General features: G+C 70.5%; 16 protein-coding genes and 2 pseudogenes. 10 read left to right on the forward strand and 8 right to left on the reverse strand.

What is annotated here, in order from left to right; translation table 11 throughout:
* Positions 1–130 precede the first annotated feature (130 nt).
* Positions 131–1,900: an arginine--tRNA ligase gene (argS, locus tag ACIBAF_RS36395; RefSeq protein ID WP_399468766.1), complete on the forward strand. Its 1,770-nt coding sequence runs from the start codon at positions 131–133 to the stop codon at positions 1,898–1,900.
* Between the two features lie 126 nt (positions 1,901–2,026).
* Here the strand turns inward: argS and ACIBAF_RS36400 are convergent, their stop codons facing one another.
* Entirely contained in the window at positions 2,027–2,473 is a 447-nt protein-coding gene (locus ACIBAF_RS36400; RefSeq protein ID WP_399468768.1) for a peptidoglycan-binding protein, read from the reverse strand.
* A 275-nt stretch (positions 2,474–2,748) separates the two neighbouring features.
* Between ACIBAF_RS36400 and ACIBAF_RS36405 the strand changes: the two genes are divergently transcribed.
* The 3 genes from ACIBAF_RS36405 to ACIBAF_RS36415 are packed head-to-tail and all read left to right on the forward strand — an operon-like array spanning position 2,749 to position 4,602.
* On the forward strand, positions 2,749–3,546 hold the full coding sequence (locus ACIBAF_RS36405; protein WP_399468770.1) for a peptidoglycan-binding protein: 798 nt from the start codon (positions 2,749–2,751) through the stop codon (positions 3,544–3,546).
* On the forward strand, positions 3,543–4,478 hold the full coding sequence (locus tag ACIBAF_RS36410; protein ID WP_399468772.1) for a helix-turn-helix domain-containing protein: 936 nt from the start codon (positions 3,543–3,545) through the stop codon (positions 4,476–4,478). Before ACIBAF_RS36405 ends, ACIBAF_RS36410 begins: the two co-directional genes overlap by 4 nt.
* Positions 4,447–4,602, forward strand: a complete 156-nt coding sequence (locus tag ACIBAF_RS36415; RefSeq protein WP_399468775.1) for a hypothetical protein — start codon at positions 4,447–4,449, stop codon at positions 4,600–4,602. The genes ACIBAF_RS36410 and ACIBAF_RS36415 overlap by 32 nt, the downstream gene beginning before the upstream one ends.
* A 142-nt stretch (positions 4,603–4,744) precedes the next feature.
* Here the strand turns inward: ACIBAF_RS36415 and ACIBAF_RS36420 are convergent, their stop codons facing one another.
* Both ACIBAF_RS36420 and ACIBAF_RS36425 read right to left on the reverse strand, forming a co-directional pair.
* Complete coding sequence (locus ACIBAF_RS36420; protein ID WP_399468777.1) at positions 4,745–5,425, reverse strand: hypothetical protein; 681 nt, start codon at positions 5,423–5,425, stop codon at positions 4,745–4,747.
* A gap of 27 nt (positions 5,426–5,452) precedes the next feature.
* Positions 5,453–13,219, reverse strand: coding sequence for a polymorphic toxin-type HINT domain-containing protein (locus ACIBAF_RS36425; RefSeq protein WP_399468853.1), 7,767 nt, complete (start codon positions 13,217–13,219; stop codon positions 5,453–5,455).
* Between the two features lie 537 nt (positions 13,220–13,756).
* Between ACIBAF_RS36425 and ACIBAF_RS36430 the strand changes: the two genes are divergently transcribed.
* The 3 genes from ACIBAF_RS36430 (at position 13,757) to ACIBAF_RS36440 (ending at position 18,322) form a co-directional block, all read left to right on the forward strand.
* Entirely contained in the window at positions 13,757–16,936 is a 3,180-nt protein-coding gene (locus ACIBAF_RS36430; protein ID WP_399468779.1) for a DNRLRE domain-containing protein, read from the forward strand.
* A gap of 119 nt (positions 16,937–17,055) precedes the next feature.
* Positions 17,056–17,904, forward strand: a complete 849-nt coding sequence (locus ACIBAF_RS36435; protein ID WP_399468782.1) for a DUF4253 domain-containing protein — start codon at positions 17,056–17,058, stop codon at positions 17,902–17,904.
* 169 nt (positions 17,905–18,073) lie between these two features.
* Positions 18,074–18,322, forward strand: coding sequence for a hypothetical protein (locus tag ACIBAF_RS36440; protein WP_399468785.1), 249 nt, complete (start codon positions 18,074–18,076; stop codon positions 18,320–18,322).
* On the opposite strand, the gene ACIBAF_RS36445 is transcribed toward ACIBAF_RS36440, so the two are convergent.
* Positions 18,262–18,840, reverse strand: a complete 579-nt coding sequence (locus ACIBAF_RS36445; protein WP_399468855.1) for a hypothetical protein — start codon at positions 18,838–18,840, stop codon at positions 18,262–18,264. The genes ACIBAF_RS36440 and ACIBAF_RS36445 overlap by 61 nt on opposite strands.
* A gap of 19 nt (positions 18,841–18,859) precedes the next feature.
* Here ACIBAF_RS36445 and ACIBAF_RS36450 point away from each other — a divergent pair, with 19 nt between their 5' ends.
* A complete protein-coding gene (locus ACIBAF_RS36450; protein ID WP_399468857.1) occupies positions 18,860–19,219 on the forward strand; it encodes a hypothetical protein in 360 nt (119 codons plus the stop codon).
* A 120-nt stretch (positions 19,220–19,339) separates the two neighbouring features.
* Here the strand turns inward: ACIBAF_RS36450 and ACIBAF_RS36455 are convergent.
* Both ACIBAF_RS36455 and ACIBAF_RS36460 read right to left on the reverse strand, forming a co-directional pair.
* Positions 19,340–19,525 (reverse strand): annotated as a pseudogene (locus ACIBAF_RS36455) (hypothetical protein); the annotation flags it as partial.
* Between the two features lie 250 nt (positions 19,526–19,775).
* Positions 19,776–19,931, reverse strand: a pseudogene (locus tag ACIBAF_RS36460) (helix-turn-helix domain-containing protein); the annotation flags it as partial.
* Between the two features lie 170 nt (positions 19,932–20,101).
* Here ACIBAF_RS36460 and ACIBAF_RS36465 point away from each other — a divergent pair.
* Entirely contained in the window at positions 20,102–20,863 is a 762-nt protein-coding gene (locus ACIBAF_RS36465; protein WP_399468787.1) for a DUF4232 domain-containing protein, read from the forward strand.
* 11 nt (positions 20,864–20,874) lie between these two features.
* On the opposite strand, the gene hemB is transcribed toward ACIBAF_RS36465, so the two are convergent.
* Positions 20,875–21,867 carry a porphobilinogen synthase gene (gene hemB / locus ACIBAF_RS36470; RefSeq protein WP_399468789.1) on the reverse strand — a complete coding sequence of 331 codons (993 nt, stop codon included), beginning with the start codon at positions 21,865–21,867 and terminating at the stop codon, positions 20,875–20,877.
* A 252-nt stretch (positions 21,868–22,119) separates the two neighbouring features.
* Between hemB and ACIBAF_RS36475 the strand changes: the two genes are divergently transcribed.
* The gene (locus ACIBAF_RS36475; protein ID WP_399468791.1) at positions 22,120–24,411 is read left to right on the forward strand and encodes an N-acetylmuramoyl-L-alanine amidase; all 2,292 of its coding nucleotides are present in this window, start codon (positions 22,120–22,122) and stop codon (positions 24,409–24,411) included.
* A gap of 35 nt (positions 24,412–24,446) precedes the next feature.
* On the opposite strand, the gene ACIBAF_RS36480 is transcribed toward ACIBAF_RS36475, so the two are convergent.
* Positions 24,447–24,782, reverse strand: coding sequence for a hypothetical protein (locus tag ACIBAF_RS36480; RefSeq protein WP_399468793.1), 336 nt, complete (start codon positions 24,780–24,782; stop codon positions 24,447–24,449).
* Positions 24,783–24,787 lie beyond the last annotated feature (5 nt).

Raw genomic sequence — 24,787 nt, forward strand, 5'->3', positions numbered from 1 at the left:
TGAGTTGCTCGGAAGGCTTGCTGACGGCGTCATTCTCCCAGACGGCCCCGCGCCCGGGAAAACCGCTTTACCCCCCATGGGATACTGGCTGTGTCTATCCATCCCCACCAGGAGAACGGCACCCACTCCTATGGCCCCGGTCACGTCCCTCACCGCTTCGGTCCACCAGCGTCTCGCGACGGCCCTCACGGCAGCCCTGCCGGAGGCCGGCGCCGCCGACCCGCTGCTGCGACGAAGCGACCGGGCCGACTTCCAGGCCAACGGCATCCTGGCCCTCGCGAAGAAGGCGAAGGCCAACCCGCGGGAGCTGGCGACGCAGGTGGTGGCGCAGGTCGTCACCGGTGACGTGATCAAGGAGATCGAGGTCTCGGGCCCCGGCTTCCTGAACGTGACGATCACCGACCGGGCGATCACCGAGAACCTGGCCGCGCGGTACGCGGACGCGGACCGCCTGGGCGTCCCGCGGGCCGAGCACCCGGGCACCACCGTCATCGACTACGCCCAGCCGAACGTGGCGAAGGAGATGCACGTCGGTCACCTGCGGTCGGCGGTCATCGGCGACGCGGTGGTGCAGATCCTGGAGTTCACCGGCGAGACGGTCGTGCGCCGTCACCACATCGGCGACTGGGGCACCCAGTTCGGCATGCTCATCCAGTACCTGGACGAGCACCCGCACGAGCTGGACCACAAGGAGTCCCAGGTCAGCGGCGAGGAGGCGATGTCGAACCTCGACCGCCTCTACAAGACGGCCCGCAAGCTGTTCGACTCCGACGAGGAGTTCAAGACGCGGGCCCGTCGCCGGGTGGTCGACCTCCAGGCGGGCGACCCGCACACGCTCGCGACCTGGCAGAAGTTCGTCGACGAGTCGAAGATCTACTTCTTCTCGGTCTTCGAGAAGCTGGACATGGAGATCCGGGACCCGGACATCGTCGGCGAGTCGGGTTACAACGACATGCTGGCGGAGACCTGCCGGCTCCTGGAGGAGTCGGGTGTGGCGGTCCGCTCGGAGGGCGCGCTCTGCGTCTTCTTCGAGGACGTCAAGGGCCCGGACGGCAACCCGGTCCCGCTGATCGTGCAGAAGTCGGACGGCGGCTACGGCTACGCGGCGACGGACCTGTCGGCGATCCGCGACCGTGTCTTCGACATCAAGGCGGACACGCTGCTCTATGTCGTGGACGCCCGTCAGTCGCTGCACTTCAGGATGGTCTTCGAGACGGCGCGCAGGGCGGGCTGGCTGAACGAGGACGTCAAGGCGCACCAGTTGGCGTTCGGCACGGTCCTGGGCAAGGACGGCAAGCCGTTCAAGACCCGTGAGGGCGAGACGGTGAAGCTGGTCGACCTCCTCGACGAGGCGGTGGACCGGGCGACGGCCGTCGTCGGCGAGAAGCGCGAGAAGGTCGGGCTGACGGACGAGGAGGTCGTCGAGAACGGCCGGTACGTGGGCATCGGCGCGGTGAAGTACGCCGACCTGTCGACGTCCGCGGTCCGCGACTACAAGTTCGACCTGGACCAGATGGTCTCGCTGAACGGCGACACGTCCGTGTACCTCCAGTACGCGTACGCCCGTATCCAGTCGATCCTGCGCAAGGCGGGCGAAGCCCGGCCGGCCGCCCACCCGGAGCTCGAACTGGCCCCGGCGGAGCGGGCGTTGGGCCTGCACCTGGACCAGTTCGGCGAGCTGGTGGCGGAGGTCGCGGCGGAGTACGCGCCGCACAAGCTGGCGGCGTACCTCTACCAGCTGGCCTCGCACCTGACGACGTTCTACGACCAGTGCCACGTGCTGTCGCCCGACAACGCGCCGGAGGTCGTCGAGAACCGGCTGTTCCTGGTCGACCTGACGGGCCGCACGCTCCACCTGGGCATGGCCCTGCTGGGCATCCGGACGCCCGAGAAGCTCTGACGCCCGGAAGGCTCTGAGCCGGCCGGTACGACGCCACGACGCACCGCGGCCCCGTCCTCCTCCCCCGGGGAGGACGGGGCCGCAGTCGTTCGCGCGGACGTCAGGCGGACGTCAGGCAGGCTGCCGTCAGGCGGCGAACCGCTTGAACGCGGCCCGGGTGCCCGACCCGGCGATGCCGTCGATCGCGCCGGTGTAGCCGTAGCTGTCCTTCAGCAGGCGCTGCAGCGCCTTGATGGTGTTGGTGCCGGGGTCGCCGTCGATCGCGCCGGTGTAGCCCCAGTAGGTCTTCAGGCAACGCTGGAACGCCTTCCAGCTGTTGGTGCCCAGCTGCCCGTCGATGCCGTCGGTGTAGTTCCAGTTGGCCGCCAGCCAGCGCTGGACGTTCTTGGCCTCGGCGCTGGTGAGGCCGAAGTTCTGCGTCGCCAGCAGGGAGGCGGACTGCGCGCTCACCGCTGCCTGCGGGGCCGGCGCGGACGCCGCGAAGCTGGTGCCCGCGGTCGCCAGGGAGCCGACGGCGAGGCCGGCGACGGCGGTGATTCCGACGAGGGTCCTGGCGAGGACGTTCGGTCGCATGCGTTCCTCTTTCGGTCGTGGGTCGGGTGTCGTGGCCCGGTCGGCGAGCCGGTGACGACACCACGGTGCGGCCCCCTCGGCCCGGGCCGCCACGGCTGCCGGGGAAGTGACGGCTTCTTGGGACGTCCCGCCCGCTGACCTGCGCGGACGCGGGCGGTCGGGACGATGCGGCGGGACGGCTGTGACAGACCTTGTACAGACGGTGCGCTGCTCATGCAGAATGCGACGCAGCGGGGGGCCGCTGACCACGGTCCATGACCGCATCTGGGGGGAACATGGCGCGCCGCAAAGCGCTGTCCGCCGAACTCGATCCGCGTGTGCGGCAGTTGGTGACGGAGTTACGCGGGCTGACGGATCGCAGCGAGCTGAGCATGCGCCAGCTGGCGGCCAAGACGGGGTACAGCCAGAAGTCGTGGGAACGGTATCTGGGCGGCCGGTCGCTGCCGCCCCGGGAGGCCGTGGAGAAGCTGGCCCGGATCGGCGGCGTCGATCCCGTGCGGCTGCTCGCGTTGCACGAGGTCGCGGCCGAGACGTGGAACGCCGCACAGGCGACCGCGTCGGCGCGGGCGGCCTCGGCGGCCCCGGCGGCGCAGGGGGTGGGTACGCAGGAGGGGGGTACGCAGGAGGGGGCCGCGAGCGCGCTCGCTCCCGGGCGCTCGCTGCACATCGCGCTCGTCGCGGGAGTGCTGGCCCTGGTACTGGCCGTCTGCACCGCGGTGCTCCTGATCATGCGGCTCGACCACGACGGCGACCATGCGGTCGCTCCCCCGGGTCCGTCTGCCGCCGGGGCGTCCTCGTCGGGTCCCGCGTACCGGTGCCGCATCGAGCAGGTCGGCGGGCTCTGGTACGCGGGCATCAGCCGCACCCAGGACACCGAGCTCGCCACCGGCAACAGCGGTCCCGACGTGGCCGAGGCACAGTGTCTGCTGCGCCGGGCGGGCATCTCGCCGGGGGGCATCGACGGCATGTTCGGTCCGCTGACCCGGCGAGCGGTCAAGGCCATGCAGAAGCGGTCGGGTCTGGAGGACGACGGCATCATCGGACCGCTCACCTGGAAGGCTCTCCGCGGATGACCAGGCCCGATCCGTCACCGGAGAGCGCCCGACTGGCCGCCGGGCTGAGGGAGTTGAAGGAACGCACCGGTCTGAGCCTGGCCGGGCTCGCGGCGAAGACCACGTTCAGCAAGTCGTCCTGGGAGCGTTATCTCAACGGCAGGACGCTGCCCCCGCGCCCGGCGGTCCAGGAGCTGTGCAGGCTCGCCGGCGAACCGGCCGGCCGCTACCTGGCACTGCGGGACCTCGCGCAGTCGGAGTGGAGCGACGACCCACCAAAGGACCCGACTCGGACGACCACAAGCACAAGCACAAGCACGGAACCTCCCTCGTCCCCCGAAGGCGCCACGGCCGCCCCCGGTCAGCGCGGAGCGACGGCCGTGGCGGTCCTGGTGTCGGTGTCCGCCCTGGTGTTCGGGGCGGTCGTACTGACCCTTCTCCTCCTCCCGCACGGAAGCGAGACGGCAGGACCGTCGGCATCGCCGTCGGCGTCCGCGACCGGACCGCTCTGCCGGGGCGCCGCCTGCGAGGGCAAGGACCCGCTGCTGATGCGTTGCGGTCCCTCGCCCGAAACCCTGGCGGAGCACGTCACCGCCACCGGAGCTTCGGTGCAACTGCGGTACAGCAGCATGTGCGGGGCCACGTGGGTACGGATGTGGGGCACGCGGATCGGCGACGAGGTCGAAGTGCGCGGCCACCTCGCCCGGGTGCGGACCCGCACCGACGCCGACACCTACGTCCACACCCTCATGGCGACGACCCGCACGGGAGCGGTCGTCCAGGCCTGCTTCGTGCCCGCGACGGGCGGCAGGAAGGAGTGCTTCCAGGCCAGGGTGGACCCGGCCGCGTCGGAACCGGCTCCTGGCACGCACGCGTCCTCCGGGATGCCTGCATCGGGAACACGGGCGCAAGGAGGAACAGTTGGGCGGCGAGGACGACCCGTCGGTCGGTGAGGCGCTGATCGGCTTCCTGCTGGTCGGAGGGGCGGGCGTGCTCATCCCGGCCGCCGTCGTGCTGCCGCTGATCGGCCTGGGCATCTGGCTGACGCATCGCCTGCGCGCAAGAAAGTCCCGCTGACCGCGCTCGTGACTGTGGCGCCAGTGGCTGTGGCGCCACGGCCACACCGGAAAGGCGGGAAGCCCTGCCGAAAGCGATTCGGCAGGGCTTCCCCATCACCCTTCGAGACCGGCCCGTCGGGTCATGCGTTCAGGAGCTGGTGTCAGACCCAGCGGGACGGGAGTTCGGGGAACCCCTGGCCGAGGGTCGAGGAGATCGGATACGGCAAGGACTTGACGAAGTCGGAGCCGGCCAGCAGCCCCGGGTCCGCCACCACGACATGGACCCGTGGCGGGCGGTCGGGGTCGCCGGTCAGGAACGGCTCCTCCAGGACGACCGCGTCGTCGAAGCGCGTCCATCGGGTGAGGCTCCCGCCCGTCTCAGGGCGGGTCCTCCCGCGGGAGACGAACTCCACGGCGGCGGAGTACCGGAGACCGTGACTCTCCAGGGCTGTCCAGCCCCGCAGCGTCGACCACAGGGCCACCGTCTCCACGAATTCCGTGAAGCCGGCGAACATGTCCGTGTACTCGCCGCTCCAGGAGACCCCGACCCTGCCGTCGCGACGCAGAACGATCGCGCAGGGAGCGTCGTGGTTCTCCGCGATGCGGATGAACTCGTCCCCCTCGGGGGACGAGGTCCAGCCGCCCCGGGAGACCGAGATCCGGGTCCATCCGTAGTAGTTCCCCCCGTAGCAGGGAAGGACGCAGCCCTCCCACTCCTCCGAGAGAAGTTCGATCAGTGCTCCCGTCTCGGACGGGAAGTCGATCGAAGGGACCTCGCGAAGTCCACGAGGGGCACGAACCTCCTCGTTGAGGAACCGGACGGACTCGGCTGTCGGTTTCACCCGGACGCTCCTTTCAGCAATGGCGGACTAGTGATTGACGCCCAGCAGGTGCGTGAAGAGCTTCCGGCAGTAGCCGCACATCTCCCGATGGGCTCCATGGCGATCCCATCCATACCCCTCGGATCCGCCCCGGACGTCGACAGCCTGCGACCTGGCGCCTCCGATCGGCAGACCACGCTCCTCGAGATCGCACAGCGCGCCGATCTCTCCGCAACCGCCGTGGTGCTGGGTCGCCATCACGGCATCCTGCACGTTCGGGGTGAGGTCCCCGAAGTTCCTGTTCGTGCTGATACCGAGGGCGGAGTGCTGCCCGTCGGCCGTGAAGACCTGGGCCGCCACGTTGGTGGCGCCCACGTTGGCGTCGGCATGGTCGAGCAACTCGTCCGACGGCTCGCCCGTGATCTCGCAGACATGCGGATCATTGCCACCGCTGTTGTGCACCAGGACCGGCGTCGCACCCGCGAGCGCGTAATACGTGTGGACGTCGGAGACCGTCAGGTTGTGGACCGTCGCGGCCTGCGCCGTCCAGCGCTGGATCGAGTCGATCTGGACGTACGTGCCGGTGCTGGTCTGCAGCCACTGGCCGGTGCGCAGATCGGTCGCCTTCAGCCACGCGTGCAGCTCGGGGACCCAGAAGGGGTGGCCGTCGGTCGCGGTGACCTGGGCCGTCTTCGAGCCGGCCTTGCCGTCGACGTCGATCGTGACCTTGACCAGGTGCTTCAGGCCCTGGCCCTTGATCTCGGCCGTGACCGTCTCGACGCGGGTCTCCCCGGTCTTCGGGTCGGTCGCCAGGACCTTGTCGCCGGCCTTGACCTTCTCGATCGGCTTGGTGGAGCCGTCGGCCATGAGGACCTTGGTGCCGGGGACGAAGCTGTTGCACGTCCCTCCGCCCCCGCCCCCGCCGCCGCCCTCGGCCTTGCCCGAGCCGCCGCTGCCGCTGGATCCGCCCTTGCTCTTGGAAGAGCCGCCGGACGAACCGCCGGGCTTGCCGCCGCCCGACTTCGAGCCGCCGCCCTTTCCGCCGCCGCCGTGGGACGACACCTTCGGCGCTGCCTTGGCCTGGGCCTGCTTCTGGACGCGGTTGCCGGTCTTCCTGGCGGCGGCCGCCGCCCTGTCGGCTGTTCGTTTGGCTGCTTCGGCCGCCTTCTTCTTGGCTCGCTGCGCCGCCAGCTTCTTGGCTCGCTCGATCGCGAGTTTCTTCGCTCTCAGCGCTGCCGCCTCGGCCGCCTTCGCGGCCTTCAGGACCAGCTGGGCCGCTTTCTTGGCCGCCTTGAACGACTCGATCGCCTTGATCGTGCGCTTCACGGCCTTGATGACGGACGGGATCTTGCCGAGCTTGGTCCACGGGATCGCGTCGACCGCGATGCCGATGCAGGACCACATGTCGCCGCCGAAGCACGCCATCGCGTCGTTGATGCCGATGAAGTCCTTCAGCGTCTCCCACGCCACGGCCAGGATCACCGAGGTCATGGACTTGCCCATCATCGACTGCGCCTGCGCGACCTGCGCCGCCGACAGTCCCGCGCCCGCGAGGGCCGCGGCCCGCTCGGAAGCGGTCAGCGAGATGGCCAGACCCGTCGGGTCGGACATCGTCACCGGGTTGTTGTGGGCGTAGGCGTACCCGTTGGACTGCAGGGCGTCGTTCAGGTCCACCACCGGGTCGGCGGACAGGAAACGTCCCACGACCGGGTCGTAGAGGCGGGCGCCCAGCGGCTGGTAGCCGGAGGCGTCGTCCTCGACAGCGCCGAGGAACCCGGTGTGCGCCTGCAGGTTGGCGCCGGCCGTGTCGGTGCCGCGCTGGTTGCCGAAGGGATCCTGCTTGCGGATCCGCACCGGCATCTCGCCGCTCATGGCGATCTCGGCGTAGGTGCTGCCCTGGTGGTCGGCCGTCAGCGCGACCAGGGACTCGCCGCCGTTGCCGTAGGCGTAGCGCATGACCGCGCCGCCGGGGGCGGAGTAGGTGCGCTGGGTGTTGACCAGGATGCCGCCCTTCTGGACGGTGACCTCGGCCTCGCCCAGGTACAGCGTGGCCTGCTTGCCCTTGATCGTCAGCAGGCGGGAGCCGTCGGGGCCGTAGATGTGACGGGTGTCGTTCTGCGGCGCCCACTGCTGCTCGGCCTTAGTGGCGTCACAGGCGGCGAGCACGACCGGGGTCGCGTTCGCCGAGTTGGCGTCCTTGACCGCCAGGCACAGCCCCCCCGAGGCGGGGTGGACGAGCTGACCGGAGGTGGTCCGCTTCAGCTCCTGGTTCGCCGAGCCGTCGCACTTCTGCAGCTGGATCGCGGACCCGGCCGTGTTGCCGGCCGGCTGGACGCACCAGTTGTCGTAGACGTTCAGCGTGCCCCGGTTGGGGTCGGTCTGCGTCGCGCCCGGTGACGGGGTGAAGCGCCAGTTCTGCGCCGGGGAGGCGTTGCAGGAGTACAGCTGGATCGCCGTCGCGGCGACCGCGAGGCCGCTCTTGAGGTCCAGGCACTTGTCGGCGAGGCCCACGTACGGGGTCTTGCCGCCGGCGCCCGCGCCGGTGATGCGGTCGATCTGGCCGTCGGGAGTCCAGGACAGCGACTGCTTGTCGCCGTTCTCGACGGAGGTGACGGACTTGGTCTCGCCGGTGAGCTCGTACAGCCGCTCCGCCTCCGCCTTGACCTGCGCGCCGGCCGGCGTGGTGTAGGTCTTGGACACCTTGGCCAGCGTGTGCGGCTGGGTGCCGTCGGCCTTGCCGTAGGCGTAGCCGGTCGTCGCGTCCTTGCCGGTGTTGCCGGTGAGGTCCTTCTCGGTCAGCTTCTTGCGGTTGCCGAGCAGGTCGTACTCGTACTCCTGCCAGTAGCCGGAGTTGTCCTTTCCGGCGGCCACGTTGAGCGTGCCGTCGCTGTTCTTCGGCGCCGTGCAGGCGCTCTGGTCCTTGGAGGTCCAGGCCGACTTCAGCTGACCCAGCGGGTCATAGGCGAAGCACTGCCGCTCCTCGATGCCGAGGGAGCCCTCCTTGACGGAGGTGACGTTGCCGGACGGGTCGTAGGTGTACGACCGGTCGGAGACCAGCCACGGATTGTTCGGGTTCTGACCGACCCGGGAGGTGTCCCCGGGCTTCTCCCGGAACACCGACTGCTGCTTCAGCTCACCGCTGGACTCGTCGAAGGTGTTCTGCGTCCACACCCGGTAGGGCTGGGCGCCGAGCGTGGAGCGCAGCACCTGGCCGTAGGGGTCGTAGACCGTCTCGGAGCCGTACCAGTCCTTGCCGGAGACAGAGAGCGGCTTGCCGTCCTTGTTGTAGCGGACGACGAGCTTCTCGCTGTCGAGCTTGCCGATCTTCGGCAGCGTGGACTCCTCCAGCACACCGTTGTCGCTGTACTGGTAGGAGTACTTGTACGAGGCCTCCAGGCCCCACGTGTCCTTGAGGGACTGCGGCAGGGTCAGGGTGGTCGAGGTCGGCTGGTAGTCCTTGGTGTAGCCGTCGACCTGCTGGGTGTACGCCTCGTTGTCGGTGTACCGGGTGGCGGTGTAGGGCATGCCCTTGCCGCCGGGGGCCAGGTCGTAGGTGAAGCCGGCCAGCAGCGGGCCGTCCGCGGTGTTCAGGTGCTGTTCCGTGGGCCGGGACAGCAGGTCGTAGTTGTTCCACAGTTCGATGCCGCGGGCGTTCTTGGTGTGCAGCACGCGGTCGTACTTGTCGTACCACGTCGAGGTGGTGCCGGTGTCGGGGTCGGTGGCGGTGTTCTGACGGCCGCGGTTGTCGTACGTCCACGACCACGGGTGGGTGGGGTCGGCGGAGTTGGTCGCCTTCACCAGCTGGCCGCGGGTGTCGTAGTCGTACTTCATCGACGTGAAGCCGCCGGGCGCGTCCGCGTTGAACGTGTCCACCCGCTTCGTGCGCCCGAGGGCGTCGGTGTAGACCCGGTAGTCGGAGGTGCCCTGCGGGTTGTCGACCTTGGACCAGTCCAGGCCGTACTCGTAGCGGGTGGCCCGCGCCGGGACCGGCTCCGACTTGGACTCGCCGGTCAGCGGGTCCGCGACCTTGAGGACCGGCGTCTCCTCCAGCACGCGGCCGGAACCGTCGTAGCTGTAGCGCGTGATGTTCGGGACGACCGTGTCGCTGACCGGGCTGAACAGCTCGCCCGGCTTGGCCTCGTTCGTCAGGTAGGCGTTGTTGGTCTGCCACACCTCGCCGGAGCTGTTGTACAGCGTGTCGGTGATGAGGTAGCCGCCGCCGTCCGCCTCCTCCTGCGTCTGCCGCTCCCGGCCGAGGCCGTCGTAGAGGGTGACGGAGGTCTCGACGCGGTTGTCGTAGCCGCGCGTGTAGGTGGTGACGTACGAGGGCTTGCGTTCCTCGTCCTTCTTGTACTCCGGGATGGTGTAGACGGCCCGGAAGTCCGGCACGGCCGAGTCGGAGGGGGTGCGGTCGGCCGCCCAGGCCTTCGCCAGCCGGCCCAGCGGGTCGAACTCGGCCTGGGTGACGTGGTTGTTGGCGTCGGTCGTCTTCAGGGTCGTGCCACGACCCGGTTCGACCTCGGTCGTCTCGGCGTGTCCGAGGGCGTTGGTCTCGACGATCGAGAAGACCTGTCCGATCGCCGGCTTGTAGGTGATGGTGCCGGAGGTCTTGTAGTCCATGTCGGTCATGCGGGTGACCCGGCCGACGTCGTCGAACTCGGTGGTGCCGCCGGTCTGCCAGCCGGTGCCGGCGTCGTTCAGCGACCACGACTCGGTGGCCTCGCCGAGCGTGCCCGCGCCCAGGGCGAGCCCGTAGCCCTGCCCGTCGTAGGCGGTGCGAGTGCCGCCGGTGAGCGTGCCGAGGTCGGTGAAGTCGGCGGCCGCACAGGTGGTCGGGGAGACCAAAACCTGCTTGGACAGACCGATCAGGTGCTTCGCGGTCTGGTGGATGTACTCCGACTTGGTGCAGGACTCGTCACCGGCCTTGCCGGTGTCCCCGAGGGACTCCACCAGGGTGGGCAGACCGTAGACCGACTCGTAGGTGGTGTTGGTCCTGACGATCCGCTCGGTGCGGGTGTCGTCGCTGTCAGTGCCGGAGGACTTGGTGTACGCGATCTCCGTGGGCTCGGTCACCCGCCAGGCGTACAGCGGGTCCAGGCCGTCGTCGCGGTTGCGGTGGCCCAGTTCGGTGACGGCCGGGACGGTGACGCTGCGGGAGACCCAGTCGGTGTCGGCGTCGTCCGCCTCGTCGTAGTCGAGCTCCTCGGCGATCCGGCCGGCGAACGCCTCCCGGTCCTTGGCGATCTCGGCGCCGGTGATGTCCTTCATCGACACGGTGTCGCCCATGCCGCGGAAGAAGCGGGTGACGGCCTTCGACCGCTTGGAGCTGATGTCGGCGTTGTCCGCGCCCGTGATCACCGTGGTCTGCTCGACGCCGGCGAACTGCGAGTAGGTCCGCGTGGACTTCTTCGTGAACTCCGCGTCGGCGAGCTTCCAGCCCGGGTTCTGGTACTCGTAGGCCGTCTTCGTCGCGAACGCGCCGTCGACGTTGGGGAGTTCCTCGATGGTGTCCACCACGTACTTGTGGAACCAGTCGATGTCCTCGACCTCGGGGTCCGGGGACCAGAAGGTCGGATAGCACAGCCGGGTGTTCGCCTTCAGCGCCGCCTTGTCCGTCTTGCCCGGCAGGCCCGTGCCGGTGGCGCAGTCGCCCGCGGCCGGCTTGTAGGAGACGACGGTCTCGCCGCCGTACTCGTTGATGACGCGGCCGACGCGCAGCCGGGAGAAGCCGGGGCGCGGGTCGTTCGGGCGCATCACCCGGTTCGGCATGTCCTCCGCGTTGGACTCGAAGCGCACCGCGTTGAGGGTTGCGCTCTCGTCCGTGCTGCCGTTGCGGGCGTAGCCGGTGCGCTGGATCGACTCCAGCCACAGCGCGGTGTTGGGGCCGGTCTTCAGGACCGGGAAGTTCTGCGTGAGCGTGTGCCGGTCCACCACCTGACGGGCGGTGGTGTCGGTACGGCGCTGCGCCGAGGTCTGGATCTGCACCAGCCGCTTGCGGCTCCAGAACGACGGGCCGGCGTTCCAGCACTTCCTGGTCTGGGTCTTGGTGACGGCCTCGCAGTTCAGGTCGGCGGGTGTGTCGTACCAGATGCGGTACTTGCCCGGGTCCTTGTCCTTGAAGTTGGTGTCCGAGCAGGTCAGCGAGGCTTCGTCGAGGCAGCGCTCGGCGACCGTGAAGTTGACGCGGGCCGGGGCTACCGCGCTGAAGAGGGTGTTCGCACGCTGGCCGTAGTCGATGTGGTCGAGCCAGCCGTCACGGTCGTAGACGACCGGCGCCTTGAAGTCGAAGTTGCGCGCGTAGTAGTTCTGGTCCTTCTGCCACCACAGGGACATGGCGTTGCCGTGGACGTCCTCGACGTAGTCGAGGTTCCAGCGCCAGCCCTGGGTGCAGGCCGAGGCCTTCCAGTCGCCGGCCTTGTAGCAGTCCTCGCCGTCGTGGTTGCCGTACACCGGCACCGTCAGCACGGAGTTGGTGACCGGCTGGCCGGAGCCCCAGCCCGGCAGCTTGTGCTTGCCGAAGTGGTACTTGGTGCCGTCGCGGGTGGTGACCCTCCAGTACTCGCCCTTGTAGGCGCCGTTGCCGGACGTGTCGTCCTGGATCCGCTCCACCTTCGAGCCGTCGCCGTTGGCGGTGAGCCACGTGCCCTGGTCCTTGTCCCAGACCAGCTCGGTGGTCATGCCGCCCAACGACAGGGTGGCGTTGTCCGAGCCCCAGCACAGGTCCGCGGTGCGGTGCGTCTTGTTGTTGGAGCCCTCCTTCTTGGAGTCCTCACGGCAGTTGGCGTACGTCCGGGTGATGGACCCCGGGTTGTAGTCCCAGCCGTCGCCGATCCAGGAGGCCTGGTTGTTGGTGGCGGAGGTGCGGCCGTCGACGGACTGCGAGGAGTAGCCGAGGGAGATCTTCGGCATGAGGCCGCCGGCGGTCTCGGGTACCTGCACGTCGTACGAGTAGGTGAACGCGCCGGAGGAGGAGCCCGCCGCCCAGGAGCCGGAGGACAGCAGCGGGGAGGCGGTGAAGTCGCCGGAGGCGGAGGCGCCGGTGTCCATGGCGCCGACGACCTGCGGGCCGGAGGCGTCCACGACCGGCAGGACGTCACCGCTGCGGAACGACGCGGTGCGCGCGGAGGCGCCGGACGTCGTCGAGCCGGTGTTGCCGCCGAGCAGGCCGGAGACCGGGACGGAGCCGGTGAGGATCTTCCGGGTGGCGGACTTCTTCGCGGCGGTGGTCCTGGTCGGCGCCTCCTTGGCAGGCACTACCTCGACCGAACTGCGCAGCCGCTCGGGCTGCTTGTCGGCCTTGCCCGCCATGGTCGTCACACCGCTGTCGGCGCAGTCGCCGGTGTCGGGCGCGTCCATGACGCAGTTGGGCAGCAGGACGAGGCCGAAGCGGTCGGCGGCCTGCGGGCCGTAGAGGTCGGCGAAGCCGGTGGTGTCGACGGCGATCGCGACCTGCGCGGCCGGGTCGGCGTCGGCCGGCGGCGTGACCTTCATGATCATGCCGGAGACGCCCGCGGTCTGGGAGTCGGCCGGCGCGGCCAGGTCGACCTTCCATTGACCGTCGATCGCGGCCGGGTCTCCGCCCTCGGGCACGCCCACGGCGATCGGCAGGTCGTCGACGGGAACCGTCGTGCCCGGTGTGGCGTCCGGCGTCAGCGTGGCGACACCCGTGTCCCCCGCCCACGGCGTCACGGCGCTCGGCGCGTACGGGGTCACGGGGACCTCGGGCGCGGTGGTGAGGTTCTTCTCGGCTTCCTCGTCCGCCGGGAGCGCGGTGCTCTCCGGCAGCTCGGGAAGCTTGACCTCCTCACGCGTCATGCCGGGGCCGGGTATCGCCCAGGCATCCGCGCCGAGGCTGCTCGCCAACAGCGCCGAGGACAACAAAAGGACGGTCGCCACGCGGCTTTGCCGGCGGCGCCGTCGTTGTGACTCCGTCATGGCTGGGCGTCTCCGCCTCAGCCAGGACGGTGGACTTTGAGCACGCATACGCGTCGACCCCACCAAGGCATGCGAAAAAAACGACAGATGGAGACCGCACCCTCTGTCATGACCGCCGCACGATCAAGATCGGCCGTGAAGGGTTCCCGGTGCGCGATGTGACCTCCGACACGGGATCAGGCCCACCACATCACCGCACTCGCGAACAAGCCCGCAAGGTACCGAAAATGCCGCCTATAGCTGCACTCCGGGTGACCAAAAGCCGCAGATGACGCACAGTCAAGCGGCAGTCAAACGTTCACCATTCGATCGTCACGACTTTATAAATTCTTCATACGTGGACGTTTCGTGCGGTTCGTGTGACCGTGTCTGCCCCCATGCCCGTCCGCCTGGTCCACACGGGAGTAGACCGTCGCCGTGTCCGTGCTGCCTCGTTTTCTCAGCCCCTTCGTGCGCACGCGCACCAGGCTGGCTCTCACCCTCGGCCTCGTACTGGCCGCCCTGACCGTCACGCTGCTGCCGTGGTGGCACCCTGACGACCCCTCACCGCCCCAGGCCGGCAAGGCCGCCGACGCCCGGCAGGCCGCGACCGGCCCGCGCGACGAGGAGGCCGCCCAGACCGAGGCGCGGCGCACCCGCAAGCCGGTCCTCGTCGACACCGCCACCACCGCCACCACCCAGACCTGGGCGCAGCCGGACGGACAGCTGCGCACCCGGATGGCCGCCCTGCCGCAGCGCGCGAAGACCGCCGCGGGCGCGTGGGCGCCGATCGACAACCGGCTGCGGCGCGTGCAGAACGCCGTCCGCGGCCTGGGCGTACAGCCGGTCAACCCCGCCCAGCCGATCCGCTTCTCCAGCGGCACTCCCGGCAGGTCCACCGCCCGTGCCGACCGTTCCTTCGCCCGTCTGCCGCTGGCCGACGGGCCGCAGGCACAGGAGACGGTGCTCGCCGAGGTCGACATCGCCGGGCACACCGTCGCCTACACGTGGCCCGGCGCCCTGCCCGAGCCGGTGCTCGACGGCCCCCGCGCCCTCTACTCCGAGGTGCTGCCGGGCGTCGACCTGCTGCTGGTCGCGCGTGAGGAGGGCGGCTTCGCCCAGCTGCTGATCGTCAAGAACAAGGAGGCCGCGCAGAGCAAGGCGCTGGCCGCCGTGGCCTACGGACTGCGCTCGAAGACCGCCGTCTTCCACCACGACAAGGCCACCGGCCGCATCCTGGTGCAGGACGGCTCCGGCAGGGAGCTCGGCTCCATCCCCACCCCCTTCGCCTGGGACTCCGCCGGCCGTGACCCCGAACTCGACGAGGGCAAGGGCACGCCCCGCACCTCGGTCGCCACGCCGGCCGACGTGCTGAAGCTGTCCGGCCTGACCGGCATCGAGCCCGGCGCGCACAGCGCCCCGATGCCCGTCCAGCTGACCGGCGATGGCACCGGCGCCGCCCGCCTCGACCTGCACGCCGCCCAGGCCGGCCTGTTCACCGACGCCGACGTGAAGTTCCCGGTGTACGTCGACCCGACGCTCAACGCCGGCTGGCTGGCGTGGACCGTGGCCTACAAGCCGTACCCGAACACCAGCTTCTGGAACGGCACCAACTTCTCCTCCGGCACCTCCGACGCCCGCGTCGGCCACGAGAACGAGACCGGCGGCACCGCCCGCTCGTTCTGGCGGATGAACTACAGCACCAGCCTGAAGGGCGCGACGGTCAGTTCGGCGACCTTCAAGGTGCTCAACAACCACTCCTGGTCCTGCACCGACCGCGAGTTCCAGTTCTGGCTGACCGGCGCGATCTCCTCCGGCACCACCTGGAACAAGCAGCCGAGCTGGTCCGACGAGATCCAGCGCAAGTCGTTCGCCCACGGCTGGTCCTCCAGCTCCTGCCCGGACGACTACGAGGCGTTCAACGTCAAGTCCGCCGCTCAGGAGGGCGCCACCAAGGGCTGGTCGAACATCACCTTCGGCATCCGCGCCACCAGCGAGGGCGACGTGCAGACCTGGCGCAAGTTCAAGGCGACCAGCGCCGCGCTGGAAGTGATCTACAACCGGCCGCCCGCCACGCCGAGCAGCGTCTCCAGCACGCCGGGCGGCGCCTGTAACCAGACCACGGCCGGCGCCACCGTAGGCAAGACCAACCTGGTCCTGTCGGCGAAGTCCTCCGACCCCGACGGCAACCTCAAGGGCCTGCGCTTCCGGTTCTGGAAGTCCAACGCCGCCACCCCGGCCGGCACCCTCGTCACCAGCCTGTCCAGCGGCAAGGGCACCCTGACGATCGCCTCCAGCACCCTCGTCGACAAGGGCATCTACTACTGGGACGTCCGCGCCGAGGACAGCAACTCCCCGACGGCGGTGTCCGCCTACTACCCGACCAGCGGCAACCGCTGCACCGTCACCGTCGACGGCTCCGGCCCGCCGCCGCCCACCGTGGACAGCGACACCTTCCCCGAGGCCACGCCCGACGCCCAGACCTGGGCGAAGGTCAAGTTCGGGCAGACCGGGGCCGTCACCTTCACCTCCGAGGGCGCCTCGAAGTTCCGGTGGTCCATCGAGGGCAACAACCCCGTCGACCTGCCCGCCACGAACAACACCGCCACCCTGCCCGCCTTCGCCCCGGCCCACGCGGGCCCCAACACCATCCAGGTGTACGCGTACGACTCCCTCGGCAACCCCAGCAAGCGCACCGACTACCCGTTCTACGTGCCGCCGCGGGACATCGCGGACGGACCCATGGACACGGGCGGCGACAGCATCCCCGACCTGCTGATCGTGAACGCCGCCGGCGATCTGCGCACCTGCGTGGGCGGAGCGGGCGGCGACCTGTACAACTGCCTGGCCGCCTCCTACGACGCCGCCAAGCAGCCCGACCCGCAGGGCCACTGGTACGACCCGGCCACCGGCAAGGCCGCCCTGATCGCCCACTACCAGGACACCTATCCCGGCGACGGCGCCACCGACCTGTTCGCGGTCGCCCCGGACGGCCGCTTCTGGCTCTACCCGGGCGACGGCTACGGCAGCTTCGACGTCTCCCAGCGCCTGGAAGTCCGCCTGCCCTCGAACGCTCCGGCGCCGTCGACCTGGACGCAGATGAAGGCCGTCGGCGACATCACCGGCGACAAGCTGCCCGACCTGGTGCTGCGGGCCGGGGCCGGGTTCTGGACGCTGTCCGGCTACACCGGCGCGACCTTCCAGACGGCGACGCAGATGAACGCCGACGCCTGGGCCCGCCGGGAGATCGTCAACGTGACCGACGTCAACGGCGACAAGACGCCCGACCTGCTGTGGCGCAACCTGGACAACGGCAACATGTACGACCGCCAGGGCAAGCCCGGCGCCGTCGCCGGCAGCGTCGACCTGGAGTCGCTCAAGCTGGGCGCCAACTCGCTGACCGGGAAGGACGAGGCCTACGGCACCGGTTGGACCGATGCCGGCGTGCCCACGGCCATCGGCATCCCCGACGTCAACGAGGACGGCATCGCCGACATCTGGGCCCGCTTCGCCTCCGACGGGTACACCCGGATCTACAACCCGTCACGGACGAACACCAACGCCGCGGTGAAGGTCGTCCTGGCGGTGGACTGGAACACGGTCAAGGCCTTCGGCTGACGCCGACGACCCGCTGACACTCCCACCGAGGCCCGGCCGCCCCCGCACAGGGGCCGCCGGGCCTCGGCCGTCGCCGCCTGCCCACGGCGATGTCAGTGGCTGCCCCTACAGTCACCCCCATGGCGACTCTTCCCAACCAGCTGCCCAAGCTGGCGACCGACCCGAGCGGCCGCTCCCTGGGGCTGCAACTCCCGCCCGGGAGACTGATCGACGACGGTGGCGCCTCCCGCGCCTTCAAGGCGGTGGGGGAGGACGAAGGTCCGTGGCATGAGCCGTTGCTGTGGCACGCGGAGAAGGCCGCCTCGCCCGGCGCCTGGAAGGCCATGGGCGCGCAGGCCGCCCGCGCGGGTCTGCTCCCGGTGCTCGTGGACGTGGGCGGCTCCCAGGGCGGCCCCGCGGACTGGGAGTTGACGCCCGGCGAGATGTCCTACCCCGGGGACCACGACGCCGACGAGGTCCTCGCGGAGTACTGGGAGGACAACGCGGAGGAGGAACTCGCCGAAGGGATGGAGCCCTTCGGCCCCGACTGGCCCGGCCTCGCACCCGAAGCCTCCCCCACCGCCGCCCCCGACGTACGCGCGGCCCAGATCGCGGACTCGCTGACGGACGGCGCCCGGACCTGGCTCAAGGAGCCGCATCTCGCCCTGGTCGCGGTCCGCCGGTCCGCCGACATCCCGGCGGCGATCGGCTGGACCGGCCCCCTGAACTACGAGAACGACGTGGCCCGTCTCTGCGCCGTCCTGCGCTCCTGGGAGGACCGCTTCGGCATACGGGTGGTGGCGCTCGGCTTCGACACCCTGGTCGTGTCGGTCGCGGCCCCGCCGGCCACCCTGGCGCAGGCCGAGGCGTTGGCGGCGGAGCACTTCGCGTTCTGCCCCGACAACATCACCCAGAACGGCCCCGAAGCCCTGCGCGCCTACGCCGAGGAGCTGATCGGCGAGCCCGCCTGGTCCTTCCGGTGGGACTGATCCGTTCCCGTCCGGTCACCGACCGGAGGCGGATCCGGGGGATCGGCGTCCCACATCCCGTCCCAACGGGACGCCGTTCTCGCAGGTCAGACGCCATGGGACCGGACGGGCGTCCCGAGTTGCGCCGCGGAGGTGGAAGGCGGTGGGCCCTACCGCCCAGGCTTGCCCCATGCCCACTCGCCCCACCCCCCGCAGCCACCCCCGCACCCGGACCCGCGTCCGTCTGCTCTGCGCCGTGCTGACGGCCGTCGCGGCGCTCGCCCTCACCGCGTGCAACGACGGCCAGGGCCTGCGCGACGAGGGCCCGTCCAGCTCCAGCACGCAGACGGGCTCCGGCCCTCTGCCGGGCTCCGCCTCCTACGGCGTCGGAGAGGCCCCCGCCCGCTCCCACGCGGAGCCGCCGAGCGGGAACACGTAGTCGGGCCGCCCGTTGGAGCCGCTCGTGCGGAACGGCTTGCCCTCGTCGTCGATCGTCACCGTGCCGTGCCGCGAACCGCTGGACCAGGACAGTTCCAGATACCAGCGCACGTCGTAGGCGGAGGCGTCGGCGGTGATGTAGTAGGCCTCCGGGTCGGACTCGCTCACCGTGAACGGGAAGTCCTTGTGCCCGGCCTCGGGCACCAGCGCCGGCCGAGCCGCGTCGAGGGCGACGGAGAAGGCCCGCGTCGGCATCCCGCCGCCGCAGCCGACGCCCGGGTAGCCCATGGCGTAGTCGTTCCAGGCGAGCGGCACGCCCTTGTCGACCGTGCGGACGGTCAGCTTGTCCACGACCACGGTCTGCGCACCGGTCCCCTGCACGGTGATCTCCAGGAACTGCTCCCCCGCCGACACGGCCCCGTGCGCGGACGCCCACGCGGGCGCGTCCTGCTCCAGGGGCGGCGGCGCGACCTTCCCCGGCCCGCTCTTGATCAGATAGTGCTGGCTACAGGGGTTCACCCAGGCGTACGGCCGGGTGTTGACCGTCAGCGGGACGGAATCGTCCGCCCGCGCCCCGGAATCCGCACCGGGGGCGGAGACCGACGGGGACGCCGGCCCCGAGGCCGAGCCCGACGGCGTCCCCGACGCGGACGCGGAGGCGGAGCCGGAGGCGGACACGGACGCCGACGGAGACGGCGACATGCCCCCCCTTCCCCCTGCCCTGCACGGACTCCCCGGCTGCCGCGGCGCTCCCGCCGTCCCGCTCGCCCGACCCGCCGGACGGCAGGGTCAGCGAGAGCACCAGCGCGACGGAGCCGAGCGCGGCCACGACACCGACACCGGCGAGCACCACGGAACGCCGCACACTACGCGCGGGGCGGGGGGATCGCGCAGGTAGGGGAGGACCGATCTCCTCGGCCCCCACGCCACCGCCGCTCGCCGCGCCACCGCCCCCCCACGCCACCGTTCGCCGCGCCACCGCCCCCCGCGCCACCGTTCGCCGCGCTTCCGTCCCCCATGCCACCGTTCGCCGCGCTTCCGTCCCCCGCGCCACCGTTCGCCGCGCTTCCGTCCCCCGCGCCACCGTTCGCCGCGCCACCGCCCCCCGCGCCACCGTTCGCCGCGCCACCGCCCCCCACGCCACCGTTCGCCGCGCCACCGCCCCCCACGCCACCGTTCGCCGCGCTTCCGTCCCCCACGCCACCGTGCCCCTCAGGAACCGGCACCTCGCCAAGAACCGTTTCCTCAGCGACGGCCTTCACGCCAGCGGGATCCACGGCAGCGGCTTCCCCCGCCGTTTCCGCGGCGGCGGTCTCGACGGCACCGTTCTCCGCCGCCCCCGTCGTCTTCCTCCCTCGCCCCGCGTCCGCCAGCACCCACCGCCGATGCAGATCGACGAGCTCCTGCGGGGACGCCTTGCAGAGCCGGGCCAGCCGCTCCACGGGCGCGTAGTCCGTGGGGATCGCGTCCCCGTTGCAGTAGCGGTGCAGCGTCGACGTACTCATGTGGAGCCGTTTGGCGAGCGTCCCGTAGCTCAGCCCGGACCGCTCCTTAAGCTCCCGCAGCAGCTCGGCGAACTCGCTCGCAGACACCGTTTCCCCACTCTCCATGTCCCATCCCCGCGTTCCAGGGATGGCTTGTTTCCCCAGGTCAAACCCGTTGTGGGCATTCCAGCGTCCCTGATCGGCCGCCGGTCATGGCGGCCGGGACGGATCCCCGCACAAGCTTTGGCCATCGAAGCACATCGCTTCAACTCGCCATCCCGGAAGAGGACTTCATCATGCGTATCCGCCGCACCCGCCACCTGCTCGCCCTCACCGCCCTGACCGCCCTGGCGCTCACGGCCTGCGAGAACGGGACCGGCGTGAAGGACGAGGGCGCGTCGCACCCGGCGTCATCGACGGCGACGGCGGCGGGCTCCGCCACCCAGCCGACGCAGTCCGCGACGAAGCCGGCAGGCACCACCGAGGACCCGGCGAAGACCCCCGCGAAGGACACCGCGGGTTCGACCGGCACCGGCACTCACACCGGCAAGGGCACGGGCACGGGCAAGGGCACGGGCACGGGCACGGGCACCGGCACGGGAGCCGGCGCCGGCTCCGACGCCGCAGCGACCCGCGTCCTCTGCAATGGCTCCAACACCAAGGTCACCGCCCAGCCAATGTCCCGCCCGCTCAACCACATGCTGCTCACGGTGACCAACACCGGCTCCAAGATGTGCGACCTGACCTACTACCCGATCCTGCGCTTCGACCAGATGCAGTGGGCCCCGCAGGCCGACAAGGCGACGCAGCCGCAGGCGGTGACGACCCTCGCCCCCGGCGAGTCCGGCTACGCGGGCGTCCTGCTGTCGGCCGCCGACGGCAGCGGCGACGGCGGCACGACGGCGAAGAAGCTGACCGTCGCCTTCCAGGGCTACACCCCGAACAGCGACGCCGGCGCGTCCGCGTTGCCGTCGCTGCCCGCCAAGGGCGTCTACTACGACAGCTCGCTGAAGGTGACGTACTGGCAGCAGGACCAGAACGACGTGCTCGGCTGGTAGCAGCGGGCGAACTACCGCAGCTTCTGGGCCGCTTCGGTGGCCCAGTAGGTGAGGATGTTGCGCGCCCCGGCCCGCTTGATGCCGGTCAGCGTCTCGAAGATCGCCTGGTCGCGGTCGATCCAGCCCTTCTCGGCGGCCGCCTCGACCATCGAGTACTCGCCGGAGATCTGGTAGGCGACGACGGGCACCTCCACCGCGTCCGCCACCCTCGCCAGGATGTCCAGGTAGGGTCCGGCCGGCTTGACCATCACCAGGTCGGCCCCCTCCTCCAGGTCGAGCGCCAGCTCGCGCATCGACTCCCGGAAGTTGGCGGGGTCCTGCTGATAGGTCTTCCGGTCCCCCTTCAGGGACGACCCGACCGCCTCCCGGAACGGCCCGAAGAAGGCGGACGAGTACTTGACGGTGTAGGCGAGGATCGAGACGTCCTCCCGCCCGATCTGGTCGAGCGCGTCCCGGACGACCCCGATCTGCCCGTCCATCATCCCGCTGGGCCCGACGACATGAGCCCCCGCGTCGGCCTGGACCTGAGCCATCTCGGCGTACCGCTCCAGGGTGGCGTCGTTGTCGACGCGCCCCTCGGCGTCGAGGACGCCGCAGTGCCCGTGATCGGTCGTCTCGTCGAGACACAGGTCGGACATGACGAGGAGTTCGTCCCCGACCTCGGCCCGCACGTCCCGGATGGCGACCTGGAGAATCCCGTCCGGATCCGTCCCCGGCGTGCCGAGCGCGTCCTTCTTCGACTCCTCCGGCACCCCGAAGAGCATGATCCCGGAGACCCCGGCCTCCACGGCCTCCAGCGCGGCCTTCTTCAGGCTGTCACGGGTGTGCTGCACGACCCCGGGCATGGCCTGGATCGGCACCGGCTCGCTCACCCCCTCCCGCACGAACGCGGGCAGGATGAAGTCGGCGGGATGCAGCCGGGTCTCCGCGACCATGCGCCGCATGACGGGGGTGGTCCGCAGCCGCCGAGGACGCGAACCGGGGAAGGATCCGTACTTCGTCATGCACCTACGCTACGCCCGTCCCGACCCCGCCCTTGCCGACGCCGAGTCGGCCCGCAGTCCCCTCACCGGCGAGTGATCTACGTCATCCCACTCCGTTCACGTGTGACGTTTTCCAGCCAGACAGCGCTCTCTGTACGGGCCGCCTGTGTCAGGTGTGCCCTACGTGACCAGAGTGTGTGACTAACAGGGGTGGATTTCGTCGTGAGTCGACGTCGGCGTCGGGGTGGAACGCGTGCGTACAGACCACTGAGCATGAAGAGACGGGCCTGGCTGACGCTCGGTGCGGTGGTCCTGGGCGGCGGAGGCGTGGTGACCTACGCCGCCGCCAACCCGTCCACGGATCACGCGGCCCGGCCCAAGCGGCCGGTGAAGGTCTACGACCTCGCCCTGAAGGCCGCTTCGGCGGACCGCCAGGAGATGCCGCGCACGGACACCGAGCAGTTCTCGCTGCTCGGCGTCACCTGGACCGGCGGCGCCAAGCGACTCGTCGGCACCGCGCAGGTGCGCACCCGCAGCGTCGCGACCGGCGAGTGGAGCGCCTGGCACGACCTGGAGTTGGACGTCGATCCGCTGGACCGGCCGGGCCCGAAGGTGCGCGGCGCGTCCGAGCCGGTCTGGGTCGGCCCGTCCGACGGCGTCCAGGTGCAGGTCGTCCGCAAGAACGGCGCCGGCGCCGCGCTCCCCAAGGGGCTCGAGGTCAACCTGGTCGACCCGGGGGTGGCGACCGACGCCGAGACGAAGACCGGCACGACCGGCGCCGAGCCGGCCGGCTTCGTCATGGACGGCACGCCCGACCCGACGGCGTCCGACACCGCGAACCCCGACCCCTCCGCGTCCTCCTCGCCCGGTGACACGGCCTCGGCCTCGCCGACCGACACGGTCACCGCCGCGCCCACCGACACCGTCTCCGCCTCGCCGACGGACACCACGCCCGAGGTCACGGCGACCGCCTCGACGGGCGCCGCGTCCCCGACGACGAGCCCGTCGTCCACCGTCACGCCCCCGCCGACCGCGCCGAAGTCCACCGTGCCCGAGCCGCCGATCCGCTCACGCGCCGACTGGGGCGCCGACGAGTCGATCAGCCCCGACGCGCCGGAGTACAACAAGGACGTCAAGGCGATGTTCGTGCACCACACGGACGGAACCAACGACTACACCTGCGACCAGACGCCGTCGATCATCCGCAGCATCTACGCGTACCACGTGCAGGTCAGCGGCTGGAAGGACATCGGCTACAACTTCCTCGTCGACAAGTGCGGCACCCTCTGGGAGGGCCGCAAGGGCGGTGTGGACCTGCCGGTGCTCGGCGCCCACACCTACGGCTGGAACCGCGAGGCCGAGGCCGTCGCCGTCATCGGTGACTACACCCAGACCACCGCCACCAACGCCGCGCTGACCTCCATCGCCCGCCTCTCGGCCTGGAAGCTCGGCCAGTACGGCGCGGACCCGGCCGGGACCGTCCAGCTCACCGCGGGCGCCACCCAGACGAACTACTTCGGCAAGAGCTTCACCTCGGGCAGCCTCTACACCTTCAACCGCATCTCCGGCCACCGCGACGGCTACAACACGCAGTGCCCCGGCGGGCTGCTCTACGACCAGCTGCCGACTGTCCGCGCCTGGGCGGCCGGCCCGGTACAGGGCCTGAAGGTCACCTCGGTGGCCGGTGGCGCGAGCCTGTCGGGCTCGACGTACTACACCAAGGGCGCCGTCACGGTGAACTGGACGGCCACCACGCCCGGCTCGCTGATCTCGAGGTTCGAGCTGCTGGCCGACGGCAAGGCCGTGGCCACCGTCACGGGGACCGCCACCTCCGCGAGCGCCACCCTGCCGCTGGGCAGCCACACCGTCGCCGTGCGCGCGGTGCACCAGTCGGGCAAGGCGACGACGACCGCCGCGCTGAACGTCGTAGCGGAGACGACGGCGCCGACCTTCACCACCGCGCCGACGCTCTCCCTGCGCACCGGCACCGTCAGCACCACCGCCGTCCCGGTCACCCTGGGCTGGAAGGCCGCCGACGACAAGGCCCTGCGCTCCGTGCAGCTGCTCGCGCCCACCACCGCGACCTTCGGCCCGACCGTCACCAGCTCCGGCCGCACGGCCAAGCCCGGCGCCGCCACCACCTGGTCGCTGCGGGCCAACGACTACGCCGGCAACTACCGCACGGCCTCCCTCTCCTCGACCCCGGTGATCCTGCAGGAGACCTCCGCCGTCAAGTACGGCAGCTGGACCACCCGTTCCAGCACGAGCTACCTCGGCGGCGCGTCGTACTCCAGCGGCTCCAAGGGCGCGAGCCTGACCTGGACGTTCACCGGCCGCTCCGCCGCCTGGGTGGTCTCCCGGGCGACCACCTCCGGCCAGGCGTACGTCTACGTCGACGGCACGAAGATCGCGACGGTCGACCTGAAGTCCGCCACCACGCTGTACCGCCAGGCGATCTGGACCAAGACCTGGTCGAGCAGCGCCAAGCACACAATCAAGATCGTCGTCGTGGCCACCACCGGCCGCCCCACCATCACCACGGACGGACTGGTCTACATCAAGTAGCCCTCGAACCCGCTCCGCGAGATCAGCGACGGCCTTCACGATCCACCAGGATCGCGGAGGCCGTCGTCTTCCCGATTGACGATTCGCAGTGTGGGCTCGGGCGCGAACTCACCCACCTCGAACGCGGCGTCACGCCAGTTGCCGCACAGGTCCAGCAGCCGGTCGGTGTCCTGGGACCAGGGAGGCGTCTGGCAGGGCACGGTGGGGAACAGCACGGCCGAGGCGAGCCTGACCGCCGCCAGGGCGGCACCGGCGTGCGGTTCCAGGCCGACCTCCGCACCCTCCCGCTTCAGGGTCTCGAGGTCGTCGGCCGCTTCGAGCAGGACGCGGTACACACGTGCGTAGGCGGAGTGGGTCGCGTGGTCGGGCATGGGCT

It is taken from the genome of Streptomyces sp. NPDC051677 (assembly GCF_044453465.1).
Lineage (GTDB): Bacteria > Actinomycetota > Actinomycetes > Streptomycetales > Streptomycetaceae > Streptomyces.